At 74.7% G+C, this 14,967-nt stretch carries 13 protein-coding genes; all 13 read right to left on the minus strand.

Features of this window, described 5'->3' with window-relative positions; genetic code table 11:
• Positions 1-209 precede the first annotated feature (209 nt).
• The 13 genes from DNK53_RS06925 to mraZ all read right to left on the minus strand — a co-directional run bounded on the left by DNK53_RS06925 (position 210) and on the right by mraZ (position 14,561).
• The gene (locus DNK53_RS06925; protein WP_110181592.1) at positions 210-980 is read right to left on the minus strand and encodes a cell division protein FtsQ/DivIB; all 771 of its coding nucleotides are present in this window, start codon (positions 978-980) and stop codon (positions 210-212) included.
• Positions 980-2,398 (minus strand): UDP-N-acetylmuramate--L-alanine ligase, encoded by a 1,419-nt coding sequence (gene murC, locus DNK53_RS06930; RefSeq protein ID WP_110181593.1) that lies wholly within the window; start codon positions 2,396-2,398, stop codon positions 980-982. Before murC ends, DNK53_RS06925 begins: the two co-directional genes overlap by 1 nt.
• Complete coding sequence (gene murG, locus DNK53_RS06935) at positions 2,395-3,465, minus strand: undecaprenyldiphospho-muramoylpentapeptide beta-N-acetylglucosaminyltransferase (RefSeq protein ID WP_110181594.1); 1,071 nt, start codon at positions 3,463-3,465, stop codon at positions 2,395-2,397. The genes murC and murG overlap by 4 nt, the downstream gene beginning before the upstream one ends.
• Before the next feature lie 12 nt (positions 3,466-3,477).
• Positions 3,478-4,740 (minus strand): putative lipid II flippase FtsW, encoded by a 1,263-nt coding sequence (gene ftsW, locus DNK53_RS06940; protein ID WP_110181595.1) that lies wholly within the window; start codon positions 4,738-4,740, stop codon positions 3,478-3,480.
• A 25-nt stretch (positions 4,741-4,765) separates the two neighbouring features.
• A complete protein-coding gene (gene murD, locus DNK53_RS06945; protein ID WP_110181596.1) occupies positions 4,766-6,223 on the minus strand; it encodes a UDP-N-acetylmuramoyl-L-alanine--D-glutamate ligase in 1,458 nt (485 codons plus the stop codon).
• Positions 6,220-7,293 (minus strand): phospho-N-acetylmuramoyl-pentapeptide-transferase, encoded by a 1,074-nt coding sequence (gene mraY, locus DNK53_RS06950; protein WP_110181597.1) that lies wholly within the window; start codon positions 7,291-7,293, stop codon positions 6,220-6,222. The genes murD and mraY overlap by 4 nt, the downstream gene beginning before the upstream one ends.
• Positions 7,290-8,693, minus strand: coding sequence for a UDP-N-acetylmuramoyl-tripeptide--D-alanyl-D-alanine ligase (locus DNK53_RS06955; protein WP_110181598.1), 1,404 nt, complete (start codon positions 8,691-8,693; stop codon positions 7,290-7,292). Before DNK53_RS06955 ends, mraY begins: the two co-directional genes overlap by 4 nt.
• The gene (locus DNK53_RS06960) at positions 8,690-10,180 is read right to left on the minus strand and encodes a UDP-N-acetylmuramoyl-L-alanyl-D-glutamate--2,6-diaminopimelate ligase (protein WP_476739098.1); all 1,491 of its coding nucleotides are present in this window, start codon (positions 10,178-10,180) and stop codon (positions 8,690-8,692) included. Before DNK53_RS06960 ends, DNK53_RS06955 begins: the two co-directional genes overlap by 4 nt.
• A gap of 59 nt (positions 10,181-10,239) precedes the next feature.
• Positions 10,240-12,033 (minus strand): peptidoglycan D,D-transpeptidase FtsI family protein, encoded by a 1,794-nt coding sequence (locus tag DNK53_RS06965; RefSeq protein WP_239456401.1) that lies wholly within the window; start codon positions 12,031-12,033, stop codon positions 10,240-10,242.
• A gap of 156 nt (positions 12,034-12,189) precedes the next feature.
• The gene (ftsL, locus tag DNK53_RS06970) at positions 12,190-12,681 is read right to left on the minus strand and encodes a cell division protein FtsL (RefSeq protein ID WP_110181601.1); all 492 of its coding nucleotides are present in this window, start codon (positions 12,679-12,681) and stop codon (positions 12,190-12,192) included.
• Positions 12,678-13,643: a 16S rRNA (cytosine(1402)-N(4))-methyltransferase RsmH gene (gene rsmH / locus DNK53_RS06975; protein WP_110181602.1), complete on the minus strand. Its 966-nt coding sequence runs from the start codon at positions 13,641-13,643 to the stop codon at positions 12,678-12,680. Before rsmH ends, ftsL begins: the two co-directional genes overlap by 4 nt.
• Before the next feature lie 7 nt (positions 13,644-13,650).
• On the minus strand, positions 13,651-13,803 hold the full coding sequence (locus tag DNK53_RS17440) for a hypothetical protein (protein WP_162599824.1): 153 nt from the start codon (positions 13,801-13,803) through the stop codon (positions 13,651-13,653).
• 329 nt (positions 13,804-14,132) lie between these two features.
• On the minus strand, positions 14,133-14,561 hold the full coding sequence (mraZ, locus tag DNK53_RS06980) for a division/cell wall cluster transcriptional repressor MraZ (RefSeq protein WP_110181603.1): 429 nt from the start codon (positions 14,559-14,561) through the stop codon (positions 14,133-14,135).
• Positions 14,562-14,967 lie beyond the last annotated feature (406 nt).

Consider the following 14,967-nt stretch of genomic DNA (forward strand, 5'->3'; position numbering starts at 1 on the left):
TCTGTGGTGGGAGGTGCGGGTCGACCCCTCCCTCGCGGCCGGGCCGGAACCCTAACCGTGAGCCTGAGGGTTATAGTTATGTCAACCTCGCGTTGGGGAAGACAGTAGGCGGCCCACCCGCCGCGTCGAGTCCAACACGCCGGGCGACGCGACATCCGGAAACTTTTCGCCGGACGTGGAGGTGCGTCCCGCCAGGGCGGGGCGCCGGGTCAGCCTGCGGTGACCGGCTGGCCGGGGACGCTCACGTCGTACCGCTCGGCCTCGCGCGCGGTGAGCAGCGCCTCCAGCACCCGGGCCTTCTCCTCGGACCGCTCGGCGGAGCCCCAGAGGACCACCCGCCGGTCACGCAGCACCAGCGAGATGCGGTCGACCGTCTCGACGTCGACGTGGTCGACGCGCCCGGCGAGGTCCGTCGGGAGGGCCGAGACCACCTCGGCCGCCTCCTGCAGGGCCTGGCGGTCGGGCTCCCCGACCACCCGGACCCGCGGGAGCCCCCCGGGGTCCTGCTCGTAGGAGGTGAAGACGACGCCGTCGCGGTCCAGCCCGCGGAGGCTGCCGCCCAGGTCCACGACGGCGACGGCGGTCCGCTCCTCGACCTCGACCAGGACCCCGTCGGGCCACTGACGACGCACCTCGGCGCCGCGGACCGCGGCGAGCGTCTCGACGCGCCGCTGCACCGCCTCCAGGTCCACCCGGGCCAGGGGGCGCCCGGGCTCCACGCCCGCGGCCTCCCGCACCTGCGCCTCGGTGAGGACCTCGCTGCCCCGCACCTCCACCCGGTCGACGCCGAGGACCGCGGAGAACCAGACCAGCCACACCCCGCCCGCGACCACGGCCAGGGCCACGAGCGCCAGGCCGAGCCGGCGCCAGACGCCCCAGCGGCGCGCCCACTGCCGCCGCGCGAAGCGGCGGCGGGTCCGCTCGACGCCGGACGCGTCGCGCTGCGCCGGGTCGCCGCCGCGGCCGGGGAGGCGGACCATCAGGGCCGTTCCTCCGCCAGCAGCGCCAGGACCCGCGGACCCAGCGTTGTCACCGAGCCGGCGCCGAGGGTGAGCACGAGGTCGCCGGGGCGCGCCCGGCGGACCAGCTCGGCAGGCACGTCGTCCATCGCCGGGACGAAGGCGACGCGGTCGGGCGGGAGCGGGCAGGCCCGGGCCACGAGCTCGCCGGTCACCGTGGGGTCGGGGTCCTCGCGGGCGAGGTGGACGTCGAGCACGACCACCTCGTCGGCGGCCGCCAGGGCCTCGCCCATCTCGCGGCCGAAGATCCGCGTGCGGGAGACCAGGTGGGGCTGGAACGCCACGACCACGCGCCCCTCCCCCGCGACCGCCCGCGCGGCCTGGAGGTCCCCGGCGATCTCGACGGGGTGGTGCGCATAGCTGTCGTAGACCCGGATCCCGGCGGCCTCGCCCTTGGCCTCCATCCGGCGACGGGTGCCCGTGAACCCCTCGAGGCCGCGCGCCAGGTCGTCGAAGCCGAACCCGAGCCGCAGGCCGGCGGCCAGCGCGGCGACCGCGTCGAGCAGGTAGTGCCGCCCGGGGATCCGCAGCCGCAGCCGGCCGAGCTCCTCGCCGTCGGAGAGCACCGTCGCCGAGGAGCGCGTGCCCTCGAAGCTCAGGTCCACCAGGCGCAGGTCGGCCGCCGCCGACTCCCCGACGCCGACGACGGCCAGTCCCCGGGCTCGCGCCGCGGCCGCCAGGTCGGCCGCGCCCGGGTCGTCGACCACGCAGACGAGGAAGCCCTCGGGGTCGATCCGGTCGAGGAACTGGGTGAAGGCGGCCCGGTAGGCCTCCTCGGTGCCGAAGTGGTCGAGGTGGTCGGCCTCCACGTTGGTGACCACCGCGGCGTGCGGGCGGTAGACCAGGAAGGCGCCGTCGCTCTCGTCGGCCTCGGCGACGAAGAGGTCGCCGCCGCCCTCCCCCGCGTTGGTGCCGGTCGCGGCCAGGTCGCCGCCGACGGCGTACGTCGGGTCCGCGCCGGCGGCCTGCAGCGCCACCGTGAGCAGCGAGGTGGTGGTGGTCTTGCCGTGGGTGCCGGCGACCGCGACGGTGCGGCGCCCGGCCATCAGCGAGGCGAGGCCGGCCGAGCGCGGCCACACCCGGAGCCCCGCGGCCTGGGCCGCCACCACCTCGGGGTTGTCCTCGCGCACGGCCGTCGACACCACCAGGGTGTCGGCGCCGGCGACGTGGGCGGCGTCGTGGCCGACGTGGACCACCGCACCGAGCTCGGCGAGCCGCGCGAGGGTCGGCGAGTCCGCGCCGTCGCTGCCGGAGACGGGCACGCCGCGGGCGAGCATGAGCCGGGCGATGGCCGAGAGGCCGGCGCCGCCGATCCCGACGAAGTGGACGCGGCCGAGCTGTTCCACGGGCAGCAGGTCGGTGGGGACGGGGAGCTTCATCGGGCCGCCTCCAGCACCATCCGCGCCAGCTTCTCGTCGGCGTCCAGCGGGACCACCCCCGAGGCGGCCGCCCCCATCGCGCGCAGCCGGTCGGCGTCGGTGAGCAGGCCGGGGAGGGTGGCCCCGACCCACTCGGGGGTGAGGGCCTCGTCGGCGACGAGCAACCCTCCGCCCGCGTCGACGACCGGGCGCGCGTTGCGCGCCTGCTCGCCGTTGCCGATGGGCAGGGGGACGAAGACCGCGGGCAGGCCCACCCCCGAGACCTCGGTGACCGTGTTGCTGCCGGCCCGGCAGAGCACGGCGTCGGCCGCGGCGTAGGCGAGGTCCATCCGGTCGACGAAGTGCCGCACGACGTAGGGCACCTCCCCGACGGGCGCGAGCGCTTCCTGGCGGGGTCCCACCACGTGGAGCACCTGGACGCCCGCGGCCGCGAGGTCGGCGGCCGCGCCCAGGACGGCGCCGTTGATCCGCGCCGCGCCCTGCGAGCCCCCGGTGACCAGCAGGACCGGCAGGTCGGGGCGCAGGCCGAACTCCGTCAGCGCCTGCTCCCGCAGGGCGGACCGGTCCAGGGTGGAGATCATCCGGCGCACGGGCAGCCCGACGTAGCGGGCGTGCGGCAGGTCGGTGCCGGGGAAGCTGGTGGCCACGTGGGGGGTCAGCCGCGCCCCGAGCCGGTTGGCGATCCCCGGGAGCGCGTTGCCCTCGTGCACGACGAGCGGCAGGCGCCGGGCGCGGGCGGCGAGGTACGCCGGGACCGAGACGTAGCCGCCGAAGCCGACGACGACGTCGGGGCGCACCCGGTCGACGACCTCGAGGGCGGCGCGCCTGGCGGCCAGCAGCCGCGACGGCGTCCGGAGCAGGTCGGCCCCTGGGCGACGCGGCAGGGGCACCCGCGGCACGAGCTCGAGCGGCAGCCCCGCCTCGGGGACCAGCCGGGCCTCGAGGCCGGCGCTGGTGCCGAGGCAGGTGATCTCGGTGCCCGGGCGCAGGCGGACCAGGGCGTCGGCGGTGGCGAGCAGGGGCGAGGTGTGGCCGGCGGTTCCACCGCCGGCGAGCAGGACGCGCATATCCGTTCCAGACTAGTCGGCCCGGCCGGCACCCCGGCCGGTCGGGGACGCGGCGGCCACCCCGGTGGAGCGGCTCCGGCGGCGGGCGGCGAACGCGGCGGCAGCCTCCGGCTCGCGGCGGGCGAAGCCGATGAGCAGGCCGAGGGCCACGAGCGAGGGCAGCAGGGCCGAGCCGCCGTAGGAGATCAGCGGCAGCGGGATCCCGATCACCGGCAGCAGGGCCAGCACCATCCCGACGTTGATGATCATCTGGCCCAGCAGCCAGACCACGATCCCGAAGGTGGCGTAGCGGACGAACGGGTCCTCGGTGGCGACCGCGACCCGGGTCGCGGCGAAGGCGATCGTCAGGAAGAGCACGATGACCAGCAGCGTGCCGACCAGCCCCAGCTCCTCGCCGAGCACCGCGAAGATGAAGTCGGTGTGGGCCTCGGGCAGGTCGCCCCACTTCTGGGTGGACCCGCCGATGCCCTCGCCGAACCAGCCGCCGGTGGAGAGGGCGTAGAGGCCGTGGGCCGGCTGCCAGCCCGTGTCGTGGTAGTCCTTGAACGGGTCCACGAAGTTGGTCAGCCGCTCCCGCCGCTCCGAGCTGGTCGAGGCGAGGTAGAGCGCGACGACCCCGATCACCGAGCTGGAGAAGACGAAGAGGCGGGTGGGGGCGCCGACGATCCAGAGCATCGCCAGCAGGATGGCGAAGAGCACCAGCGCCGTGCCGAGGTCGTGGCCCAGCACCACCAGCACGATGACGGCGAGCAGCCCGGGCACGACGGGCACCATCACGTGGTGCAGCCGGTCGAGGCGGCGCTCCTTGCGCGCGTAGACGTGGGCGGCCCAGAGCACGATGGCCAGCTTGGCGATCTCCGACGGCTGGAGCTGGAGGGGGCCGAGCGCGAGCCAGTTGGTGTTGCCGTTGACCGTGACGCCCAGCCCCGGCACCTGGACGAGCAGGAGGAGCAGCACGGCCACTCCCAGGCCCGGCCAGGCCAGGCGACGGATCGCCGAGTAGGGGAAGCGGGAGGCGAGCCAGGCCGCCGGGATCCCCAGCGCCACCCACATCAACTGCCGCTTCACGATGGCGTAGGAGTCGTCGTAGAAGCGGAACGACCGGACGCTGGAGGCGCTGAGCACCATGATCAGCCCGATCGTGAGCAGCAGCGCGGAGGCGCCCAGGAGCAGGTAGTACGACGTGAGCGGCCGGTCCAGGGCGTGGCGCACGCTCCGGCCCCACGCGACGGTGCCGCCGCGTCGGGCGACGTCCTCGGGGTGCACGGTGGCCATCGGGCGCCTCCCCTCGGTCGTCGTCTCAGTCCTGGCGGCCCGCCCTGCGTCGCACGGCTGCGGCGAAGGCGTCGCCCCGTGCGCCGTAACCGGCGAACATGTCCATGGAGGCGCAGCCCGGCGCGAGCAGGACGGTGTCGCCCGGGCGGGCGAGTCCGGCTGCCGCGTCGACGACGCGCTCCATGGGGTCCCCAGTCTCCCCGTCCCCTATCTCGATGACGGGCACATCGGGCGCGTGTCGCGAAAGGGCGTCGGCCACCACGTGGCGGTCGCGGCCCAGCAGCACCGCACCGCGCAGCCGACCGCGTACCGCGGCGACCAGCTCGTCGAAGCGGGCCCCCTTGGCCAGGCCGCCCGCCACCCACACCACGGGCTCGTAGGCCTGCAGCGAGGAGAGGGCGGCGTGCGGGTTGGTCGCCTTGGAGTCGTCGATCCACGTCACCCCGTCGACCACGGCGACGTGCTCGATCCGGTGGCCGTCGGGACGGAACGCGCGCAGCCCCTCGCGCACCGCGGCGCGGTCGACGCCGTGGGCCCGCGCGAGGGCCGCGGCGGCGAGCGCGTTGGCGACGAAGTGGGGCGCCGGCGAGGCGAGGTCGTCGAGGGTGCAGAGCTCGGCGGCGCTCGTCCCCCGCTCCTCGATGAAGGCCCGGTCGGCCAGGATCTCGTCCACGAGCCCCAGCATCCCGACGCCCGGCACGCCGAGGGTGAAGCCGATCGCGCGGGCCCCCTCGACCACGTCGGCCTCCTCGACCATCCGCCGGGTCCGCTCGTCGGCCACGTTGTAGACGCAGGCGCGCTCGACCTGGTGGTAGACGCGCGCCTTGTCGGCGGCGTACGCCTCCATCGAGTCGTACCAGTCGAGGTGGTCCTCGGCGACGTTGAGCACCGCCGCCGACTCCGCCCGCACCGAGGAGGCGTAGTGCAGCTGGAAGCTGGACAGCTCGACGGCCAGGACGTCGTGCGGCTCGGGGTCCATCACCGCCTCGACCAGGGGCAGGCCGACGTTGCCCGCGGCCACCGAGCGCAGCCCGGCGGCGCGGAGCACCGAGTCGAGCATCTGCACCGTGGTGGTCTTGCCGTTGGTTCCGGTCACGGCGAGCCACGGCGCGGCGTGGTCGGGGTGGCGCAGTCGCCACGCGAGCTCCACCTCGCCCCAGACGGGGAGGCCGCGCGCCTCGGCCTCGCGGATCAGCGGGTTGTCCGGCCGCCAGCCCGGCGAGACGACCAGGAGGTCGGCCTCCTCGGGGAGCCGGTCGGTCGCGCCGGCGCCCAGGCGCACGTCGGCCCCCAGCACCTGCAGAAGCGTGGCCTTCTCCTCCTTGTCGGGCGAGGCGACGGCGTCGAGCGCCACCACCTGCGCGCCGAGGTGGGTGAGGTTGTCGGCGGCGGCGAAGCCCGAGACGCCGAAGCCGGCGACGACGGCGCGGACGCCGTCCCAGGAGTCGGTGCGGCCGAGGCCGTGCGGGTCCGGGCGGCTCATCCGATCCCCGCCACCCACTCGGCGTAGAAGATGCCGAGACCGGCGGCCACGGCGAGCCCGGTGATGATCCAGAACCGGACCACGACGGTCACCTGCTCCCAGCCGAGCATCTCGAAGTGGTGGTGCAGCGGGGCCATCCGGAAGATCCGGCGCCCCTTGGTCACCTTGAAGAAGCCGACCTGCAGCATCACCGAGAGCGTCTCGATGACGAAGAGCCCGCCGATCACCAGGAGCAGGAGCTCGGTGCGGGTGAGGATCGCCAGCCCGGCCAGCGCGCCGCCCAGGGCCAGCGAGCCGGTGTCTCCCATGAAGATCTGGGCGGGCGAGGCGTTCCACCACAGGAAGCCGAAGCAGGCCCCCATGATCGCGGCCGAGACCACCGCCAGGTCGAGCGGGTCGCGCACCTCGTAGCAGGCGCTCCCCTGCTGGATGGCGCAGGACTGGTTGTTCTGCCAGATGTTGACGAGCGTGTACGCCGCGAAGACCAGCATGCAGGCGCCCGTCGCGAGGCCGTCCAGGCCGTCCGTGAGGTTGACCGCGTTGCTGAAGCCGGTGATGAGGAACCAGAGGAAGAACAGGAGCAGCACCGTCGGCACCACCCAGGAGTCGAAGTCCCGGATGAAGGAGATGTGCCGCGAGGCCGGCGTCTCGCCGCGCTCGTCCTCCAGCATCGGCGACAGCGCCAGCCAGCCGAAGACGAGGGCCACGACCGTCTGCCCGATCATCTTGGCCTTGCTGCGCAGCCCCAAGCTGCGCTGCTTGACGATCTTGATGAAGTCGTCGAGGAACCCCACGGTCCCGAGCCCCACGAACAGGAACAGCAGCAGCAGGGCCGACGCGGTCGGGACCTGCCCGGTGATCAGCTTGGCCAGGAAGTAGGCGACCACCGACGCGCCGATGATGACGATGCCGCCCATGGTGGGCGTGCCCCGCTTGGTGTGGTGCGTCGTCGGGCCGTCGTCGCGGATCTCCTGGCCGTAGCCGCGGCGGGACAGCACGCTGATCGCCACCTTGGTGCCGAGCAGCGAGAAGATGAGGGCGAGTCCGCCTGCGAACAGGATGGCTCTCATCGAGCAGCGTCCCCTTCCTCCAGAAGTCCGTGCGCGATGTGCTCGAGCGCCGCACCGCGTGATGCCTTGACCAGGACCGCGTCGGCGGCCGTGACATTCTCCCGCACCCATGCGAGCGCCTCGTCACGGGTGTCGGTCACGACGGCCCGCCCGGCCCACCCGGGCCGGTCCCGGGCCGCCTCGGCGATCCGCGCGGCCACCGGGCCGACCGTGACGAGCAGGTCCACGCCCGCGTCCGCCGCGTGCGCCCCGACCCGGCGGTGCTGGGCCTCCTCCTCCGCCCCCAGCTCGCGCATCTCCCCCAGCACGGCCACCGTGCGTCCGCTCCGAGCCGCGCCGATCCGCACCAGCGTGTCCAGGGCGGCCACCACCGACTCGGGGTTGGCGTTGTAGGCGTCGTTGACGACGAGCAGGCCGTCCGCCCGCTCGTGCCGCTCCATCCGCCACCGCGAGGTGGCAACCGCGGCGGTCAGCGCCGCGGCGGCGCGGTCCAGCGGGACGCCGGCCCCCAGCGCCATCGCGGCGGCCGCGGCGGCGTTCGGCACCTGGTGGGCCCCGAGCTGGGTGAGGCGCACCTCGTGCCACTCCCCCGCGTGGCCCAGCTCGAAGCGGAACCGTCCGAGGTCGTCGCCCTCGACGCCGCGGACGGCGACGTCGGCGGCGGGGTCGCTCCCGAAGGTCAGCACCCGCCCCCGGGTCCGCGGCGCCATCGCGCGCACCAGGGGGTCGTCGGCGTTCAGCACCGCCGTGCCCCGGGCGTCGAGCGCCTCCACGATCTCGCCCTTGGCCCGGGCGATCGCCTCCCGGCTGCCGAACTCCGCCACGTGGGCGGTGCCGACGTTGAGCACGGCCGCCACGCGCGGCGGGGCGATCTCGCACAGGCGGGCCACGTGGCCGACGCCCCGGGCCCCCATCTCCACGACGAGGTACGCCGTCCCGGGGCCGGCGCGCAGGACGGTGAGCGGGACGCCGAGCTCGTTGTTGAAGTTGCCGGCCGTGGCCACGGTCGGCCCGGCGCCGGCCAGCACCGCCGACAGGTAGTCCTTGGTCCCGGTCTTGCCCTGGGAGCCCGTGACCGCGAGCACGACCAGGCCGGGGAGGGAGTCGACCACGTGGCGGGCCAGCCGGCCCAGGGCGGCGACGACGTCGTCGACGACCACGCCCGGGGGTCCCGCCTCGCGGGAGCCCAGGTAGGCGGCGGCGCCCGCCGCGACCGCCGCGGTCGCGTGGTCGTGGCCGTCGGCCCGCTCGCCCGCCAGCGCGACGAAGAGGCCGTCGGGGACCACGTCCCGGCTGTCGAGGAACGCCTCGGCCCGCACGACGACGGCGGCGGCTCCCTCGGGTCCCACGACCCGCCCCCCGAGGAGGTCGGCCAGGGCACCCAGCTGCACGGGGATCACAGCGCCGTCAGCTCCTCGCGCACCACGGTGCGGTCGTCGAAGGGGTGGACCACGCCGCCCACCTCCTGGCCGCTCTCGTGCCCCTTGCCCGCGACCAGCACGATGTCGCCGGGCCGGGCCCGGCGCAGGGCCTCGCGGATCGCCAGGCGCCGGTCGCCCACCTCCAGGACCTCCGCCCGGGCATCATCGGGGACGCCGGAGAGGACGGCGGCGCGGACCGCGGCCGGGTCCTCGCTGCGCGGGTTGTCGTCGGTGACGACCACGACGTCGGCGTGGGCGGCCGCGATGCCGCCCATCACCGGTCGCTTGCCCGGGTCGCGGTCACCGCCCGCGCCGATCACGACCAGCACCCGGCCGGAGGTCAGCGGGCGCAGCGTGGCCAGCGCGGCCTCGACGGCGTCGGGCTTGTGCGCGTAGTCGACGACCACGGTGAACGCCTGGCCCTCGTCGACCGGCTCCAGCCGGCCGGGGACGCCGGGCCCCTGCGCCATCGCACCCGCCACGGCCCCGGCGTCGAGGCCGGCCTCCGCACAGGAGGCGACGGCGGCCAGCGCGTTGGCCACGTTGAAGCCCCCGGGCAGCGGGAAGCCGGCGGCGAACCGCTCGCCCCCCGGCCCCACCACCGTGAAGGTGGATCCCCGCGCGCTGGTCTCGACGTCGACCGCCCGCCAGTCGGCCGCGGCCCCCGACGCGGAGAAGGTCCGCACCGGCACCTCGACGGACTCCGCCAACCGCCGGCCGTGCTCGTCGTCGACGTTGACGAGCGCCCGGCGGGTCCGCTCCGGGGTGAAGAGCGACGCCTTCGCGGCGAAGTACTCCTCGAGGTCGGCGTGGAAGTCGAGGTGGTCGCGGCCCAGGTTGAGGAAGGTGGCCACGTCGAAGACCAGGCCGTCCACCCGACCCATCACGAGGGCGTGGCTGGAGACCTCCATCGCGCACGCCTCCACGCCCCGCTCGCGCATCACCGCCAGCAGCGCCTGCAGGTCGGGGGCCTCCGGGGTGGTCAGCGAGGTCGCGACGTCCTGCCCGGCGACCCGGGTCCCGACGGTCCCGATCACCCCGGCCGTCGTCCCCGACGCCTGCAGCGCCGCCTCGGCCAGCCGGGTGGTGGTGGTCTTGCCCTGCGTGCCGGTCACGCCGATCATCCGCAGCGCGCCCGCCGGGTCGCCGTACAGGTGCGCCGAGAGCTCGCCCAGCACCCGCCGGGGCCGGTCCACCTCCAGGACCGGCACGTCCACGGACGCCAGCGCGACGCCCTCGGGGTCGGTGAGCACCGCGACCGCTCCGGCGGCCACGGCGTCGGCGGCGAAGGCGGCCCCGTGCGCCCGGGAGCCCGGGAGCGCGACGTAGAGGTCGCCGGGCTGCACCCGGGCCGAGCCGAGGCAGAGGCCCGTGACCTCGGTGCGTCCCTCGCCCAGGACGCGCACGGCGACGTGCGTGCCCAGCCACTCCGCGAGCTCCGCCACGCTCAGCCGCGGGGGTCGCACGGGTCTGGTCGTCGGACTGCCCACCACCCCGGGGACACTAGCGGCGACCGGCCGGGGGGTCACCATTCCACCGGCAGCCGCGACGGCGCGGAGCCGGTCGGAGGCACGCGGTACTTGGTCAGCACGTGGCCCATCACCCGGCTGAAGACCGGGCCGGCCACGGAGCCGCCGCCGCCGTCGACGCCCGGGTCGTGGATGACCACGTAGACGGTGAACCGCGGGTCGTCCGCCGGGGCGAAGCCCCCGAAGGAGAGGGAGAACGAGCCGTCGTAGCAGGCGCACTCGGGGTCGACCCGCTGGGCGGTGCCGGTCTTGCCGGCCACCCGGTAGCCCGCGACCTGCGCGCTGGGCGCCACTCCGGCCTCGGGGTCGACCACCCGCTCCATCATCTTGGCGGTCTGCCGGGCGGCCCGTGTGCTCACCACCCGCTCGCGGGTGGCCACGTCGGTGCCCACGACGCTGCCGTCGTCGGCCGTGGCGGTCCCCTGGACCAGGCTCGGGGAGACCCGCACCCCGTCGTTGGCGATGGTGTTGACCGCCGCGGTCATCTGCACGGCGTTGACCGAGAGGGACTGCCCGAAGGCGACGCGGTCCTTCTCCTGCGACGTCATCACGTCGCCCGACTTGAGCAGGCCGCCGGTCTCCCCGCGCACGCCGACGCCCGTCGGGCGGCCGAGACCGAAGCGGTTCAGGTAGCCCACCAGCTCGGGGATGGCCAGCGCGTCGGCCGCGAGGACAGTGCCGATGTTGGACGACTTCGCGATCACCCCCGCCATCGTGAGGCGGATCGTGCCGTGGTCCCACCAGTCGTTGATGGCCCGGTCCTGCCGAGCGAGGCGGTCGGGGACCTTGATCCGGGTCCGTGCCGTCACCTTGCCGGCGTCGACCAGGGCCGCGGCGGTGAGCACCTTCTGGACGGAGCCCGGCTCGAAGACGTCGCTGAAGGCACGCGAGCCTAGGTCCTCCTCGGGGCTCGCCTGCGGGTCGTTGGCGTCGAACGTCGGCACGTCGGCGACGGCGAGCAGGTGGCCGGAGCGGGAGTCCATCACCACGGCCGCGCCGCTGGCCGCGCGGTACTTCTGCACCTGCTCCGCCAGCACCTTCTGCACGAACCACTGGAGGTCGAGGTCGAGGGTGGTGCGCAGCGTCTCGCCGTCCTGCGGCTTCGTCACCGACCGCTCCCCCAGCGGGACCCGGTGCCCGCTGCCCACGGTGTAGCGGGCGTGCCCGTCGGTGCCGGAGAGCTGGGCGTCGAAGGTGCGCTCGAGGCCGCCGAGCGGCTCGTCGACCCCCATGAAGCCGACGAGGTTGGCGGCCACGTCCCCCGCGGGGTAGTCGCGGACCGGGTCGTCACGCAGCGAGATCCCCGCGAAGCCCTCGTCGGCGACCAGCTCGAGCACCCGGTCGGCCTCGGTCGCGGGCACCCGCCGGGCGACGTACTCGAACCGGCTCCCCTCCTCGCGCAGCTTCTCCAGCAGCGCGAAGTAGTCGACCCCCAGCTCGGTGCTCAGCAGGGTGGCCAGCGCGGGCGCGTCGTCCGCCGTCATCTTCGGGTCGGCGACCACCATCCGCCCGGCGACCGAGCCGGCCAGCGGCGCGCCGGTCCGGTCGACGATCTCGCCCCGGGTGGCGGGGAGGACGACGTCCTCCACCCCCTCGGCCGCGGCCATCTGCGCGTAGGAGCGCGGGTCGATGCCCTGCAGCTGCACCAGGCGACCGCCGAAGACCGACAGCACCATCGCGATCAGGAGGAACCCGAACCGCAGCCGCAGCATCGGCGAGCCGCGACGGCCCAGGCGTCCGGCCCGGGGGCTCCGGCGCGGGGCCGGGGACGGACCGGGGGTGGTGGGCACGGTGGCACTCCTTCTCGACGACTGCTCCGACATTGATACCTGTCCCGGGCGGCCGTTCCGGCCAGGCGGGAGCCGTGTCGCGGCGACTCCTGCGACCGCGGGCCCGGCTGTGGCGGCCTCGTGCCCGGCTCGTCCCGCCGGAGGGCGGGAGGCAGGTCACGGGGCGGGCGGGACCTCGACGACGTCGACGGTCGGACGGAGGTCGGCGGGGAGTCCCTCGGGGCGGGGCAGGATCCGCACGCCGTCCTCCGGCGTGGCGGGGGTGGGCTCCCCGATCACCTCCCCCTCGAGGGAGAGGAAGACCGGCGTCGAGGGGATCACCATGCCCATCTGCTGGGCCCGGAGCGCGACCCGCTGGGGGTCGCGCAGGTCGTCGAGCTCCATCCGCAGCACCTGCTCGCGAGCGGCCATCGTCGCGGCCTGCTGCTCCAGGCGGGTGGCGGTGAAGGAGGCCTGCTGCATGGAGGTGTTGAACATCAGGAGGCCGATCACGCCGGTGAGCAGCACCACCGAGACGAGGAAGACGAACGGCACACGGGCCGCCGGCCGCCTGCGCGTCTGGGGCACCACCGTGAGGCGCGCCCGGGTGACGGCGGCCTCGCCGAGGGAGGCGACGCGGGAGCGGATCTGGACTGCGGGACTGCTCATCGGGCTGCTCCTCGGTCGGGTCGGACTCGTTCGACGGCTCGCAGGCGGACCGAGGCCGCGCGCGGGTTCTGGGCGATCTCCTGCTCGTCGGCCACCTCGGCCCCCCGGGTCACCAGGCGCATCGGCGGCTCGGCGCCCTCGGGCACGAAGGGCAGGTCGTCGGGGACGTCGAGGCGCGTCACCTCGGCGAAGGCGCGCTTGACCATCCGGTCCTCCAGCGAGTGGTAGGACTCCACGACCACGCGGCCGCCGACGCCGACGACGGCCAGCGCCGCCGGCAGGGCCCGGCGCAGCACCCCGAGCTCGTCGTTGACCTCCATCCGCAGCGCCTGGAAGGTGCGCTTCGCGGGGTGTCCCCCGGTCCGCCGGGCGGGCGCGGGGATCTCGGCGTACAGCAGCTCGACGAGGCGGCCGGAGCGGGTGAACGGCTCCCGCTCCCGCTCCCGCACGACGGCAGCGGCGATCTTGCGCGCGAACTTCTCCTCGCCGTACTCCTTGAGCACGCGCGTGAGCTCCCCCGCCGGGTAGGTGTTGAGCACGTCGGCGGCGGTCTGCCCGGCGGTGCCGTCCATCCGCATGTCGAGCGGGGCGTCCTCGGCGTAGGCGAAGCCGCGCTCGCGGACGTCGAGCTGCATGGAGGAGACGCCGAGGTCGAAGAGGACCGCGTCGACGTGGTCGAGCCCCTGGGCGGCGACCACCTCGCCGATCTCGTCGTAGGTGGCGTGGACGCCCGTGAAGCGGTCGCCGAAGGAGGCCAGGCGCTCGCCGGCGCGGCGCAGCGCCTCGGGGTCGCGGTCGATCCCGATCACGCGCGTCGAGCCGAGCCGCTCGAGCACGGCCTCGGTGTGGCCGCCGAGGCCGAGGGTGCAGTCGACGAGCACGGCGTCGGGGCGTTCGAGCGCGGGTGCCAGGAGCGCGACGACCCGGTCCAGCAGGACCGGGACGTGCCGGGGGTTCGCCATGTCCGCCCTACTCGCCCATCGCCATCAGCACCAGGAGGGCGACCACGACGGCACCCGACGCGACGGCCGAGAAGGCCATCACCGCGAGCGCCTCCCGGGCCTGCTCGCGCACCCGCAGCGGCCGCGTCGCGGCGGCGGTGCCTGCGTGCGTCCTCTGCATCGTCCCGACCCTTCACGTGCTCGACCCGGCGGTGCCGGCCTGGCTGGTTGCTGCTGGTTGCTGCTCGTCTGCTGCTGCTGGTCCTGCTGCGGCGCCGCAGTGGTCAGGTCCCTGCCCGCTCCCGTCGGGGAAGGCCGTCTGAGGTCGGGGAAGTGACCTCAGAGGGAGACCGTCTGGTGCCGGGGAAGTGACCCCAGAAGGTGTGAGGGAGCGGGCACGAGACCTGGCCCTGCGCCGTCGCTGTGGAGTTGTGCTGTGGTGCTGCGGTGGTGCGGTGCTGCGGTGCTGCGGTGCTGCGGTGCTGCGGTGCCGTCGGTGGGGCGGGTGGCTCAGATCCCCGGGAAGACCTCGTCGCTGAGGTCGGAGAAGACCTGCTCCTGCTCCTCGCTGTAGCTCGCCCACGAGGCCGGGTCCCAGATCTCGATGCGGTTCATCGAGCCGATCACCACGACGTCCTTGGAGAGCGACGCGTACTCCCGCAGGACCGGCGGGATGGAGATCCGGCCCTGCTTGTCGGGCACCTCCTGGCTGGCGGCCGCGAAGAGCATGCGGACGTAGTCACGGGTGCCCTTGTTGGTCACCGGGGCCTGGGCCAGGCGCTCGGTGAGCCGGCCGAAGTCCTCCAGCGACCAGATCGTCAAGCAGCGCTCCTGCCCCCTGGTCACCACGAGCCCCTCCGTCAGCTGGTCCCTGAACTTCGCGGGGAGGAAGAGCCGGCCCTTGTCGTCGAGCTTGGGCGTGTAGGTCCCGAAGAACATCCGGGCACCCCCTGTGTCGACCCTTCCACCACTTTCCACCACAGTACCCCACGATTCACCACTCTCGACCAAGATCGATGATGTCGCGCCGCTTTTTTCACGCGGCTGCCCGGCACGGGACCCCGACGCTCCTCGACCGTCGCCCGCCGCCCCGGGGAGCGTTCGTGAGGCGAACCCGCAGTTCAGCGGCGTACGACGGGGCCCGCGACGGCGTGCGGAGGGTCGTGGGGAGCGCGGGTGGAGCGCTGGTGGAGGAAGCCATGCCTCCGGTGGAGGAAGGTGGAGGGACCCCGGAGGGACCCCGGAGGGACCCCGGCGCGCACGTCGACGACCGGTCCGGCCCCCCACGGGTCGACTACCGTGGACGTCCACGGAACGACGCGGCACCCGATCGCGTCCCGACGAG

The organism is Nocardioides solisilvae (assembly GCF_003194625.1).
GTDB lineage: Bacteria > Actinomycetota > Actinomycetes > Propionibacteriales > Nocardioidaceae > Nocardioides > Nocardioides solisilvae.

Coding starts and splice junctions, on each gene's coding strand:
- mraY (WP_110181597.1), bottom strand. CDS start 7,293: ATGAGAGCCATCCTGTTCGCAGGCGGACTCGCCCTCATCTTCTCGCTG.
- ftsW (WP_110181595.1), bottom strand. CDS start 4,740: ATGGCCACCGTGCACCCCGAGGACGTCGCCCGACGCGGCGGCACCGTC.
- DNK53_RS17440 (WP_162599824.1), bottom strand. CDS start 13,803: ATGCAGAGGACGCACGCAGGCACCGCCGCCGCGACGCGGCCGCTGCGG.
- murG (WP_110181594.1), bottom strand. CDS start 3,465: ATGCGCGTCCTGCTCGCCGGCGGTGGAACCGCCGGCCACACCTCGCCC.
- DNK53_RS06925 (WP_110181592.1), bottom strand. CDS start 980: ATGGTCCGCCTCCCCGGCCGCGGCGGCGACCCGGCGCAGCGCGACGCG.
- murD (WP_110181596.1), bottom strand. CDS start 6,223: ATGAGCCGCCCGGACCCGCACGGCCTCGGCCGCACCGACTCCTGGGAC.
- murC (WP_110181593.1), bottom strand. CDS start 2,398: ATGAAGCTCCCCGTCCCCACCGACCTGCTGCCCGTGGAACAGCTCGGC.
- mraZ (WP_110181603.1), bottom strand. CDS start 14,561: ATGTTCTTCGGGACCTACACGCCCAAGCTCGACGACAAGGGCCGGCTC.
- ftsL (WP_110181601.1), bottom strand. CDS start 12,681: ATGAGCAGTCCCGCAGTCCAGATCCGCTCCCGCGTCGCCTCCCTCGGC.
- rsmH (WP_110181602.1), bottom strand. CDS start 13,643: ATGGCGAACCCCCGGCACGTCCCGGTCCTGCTGGACCGGGTCGTCGCG.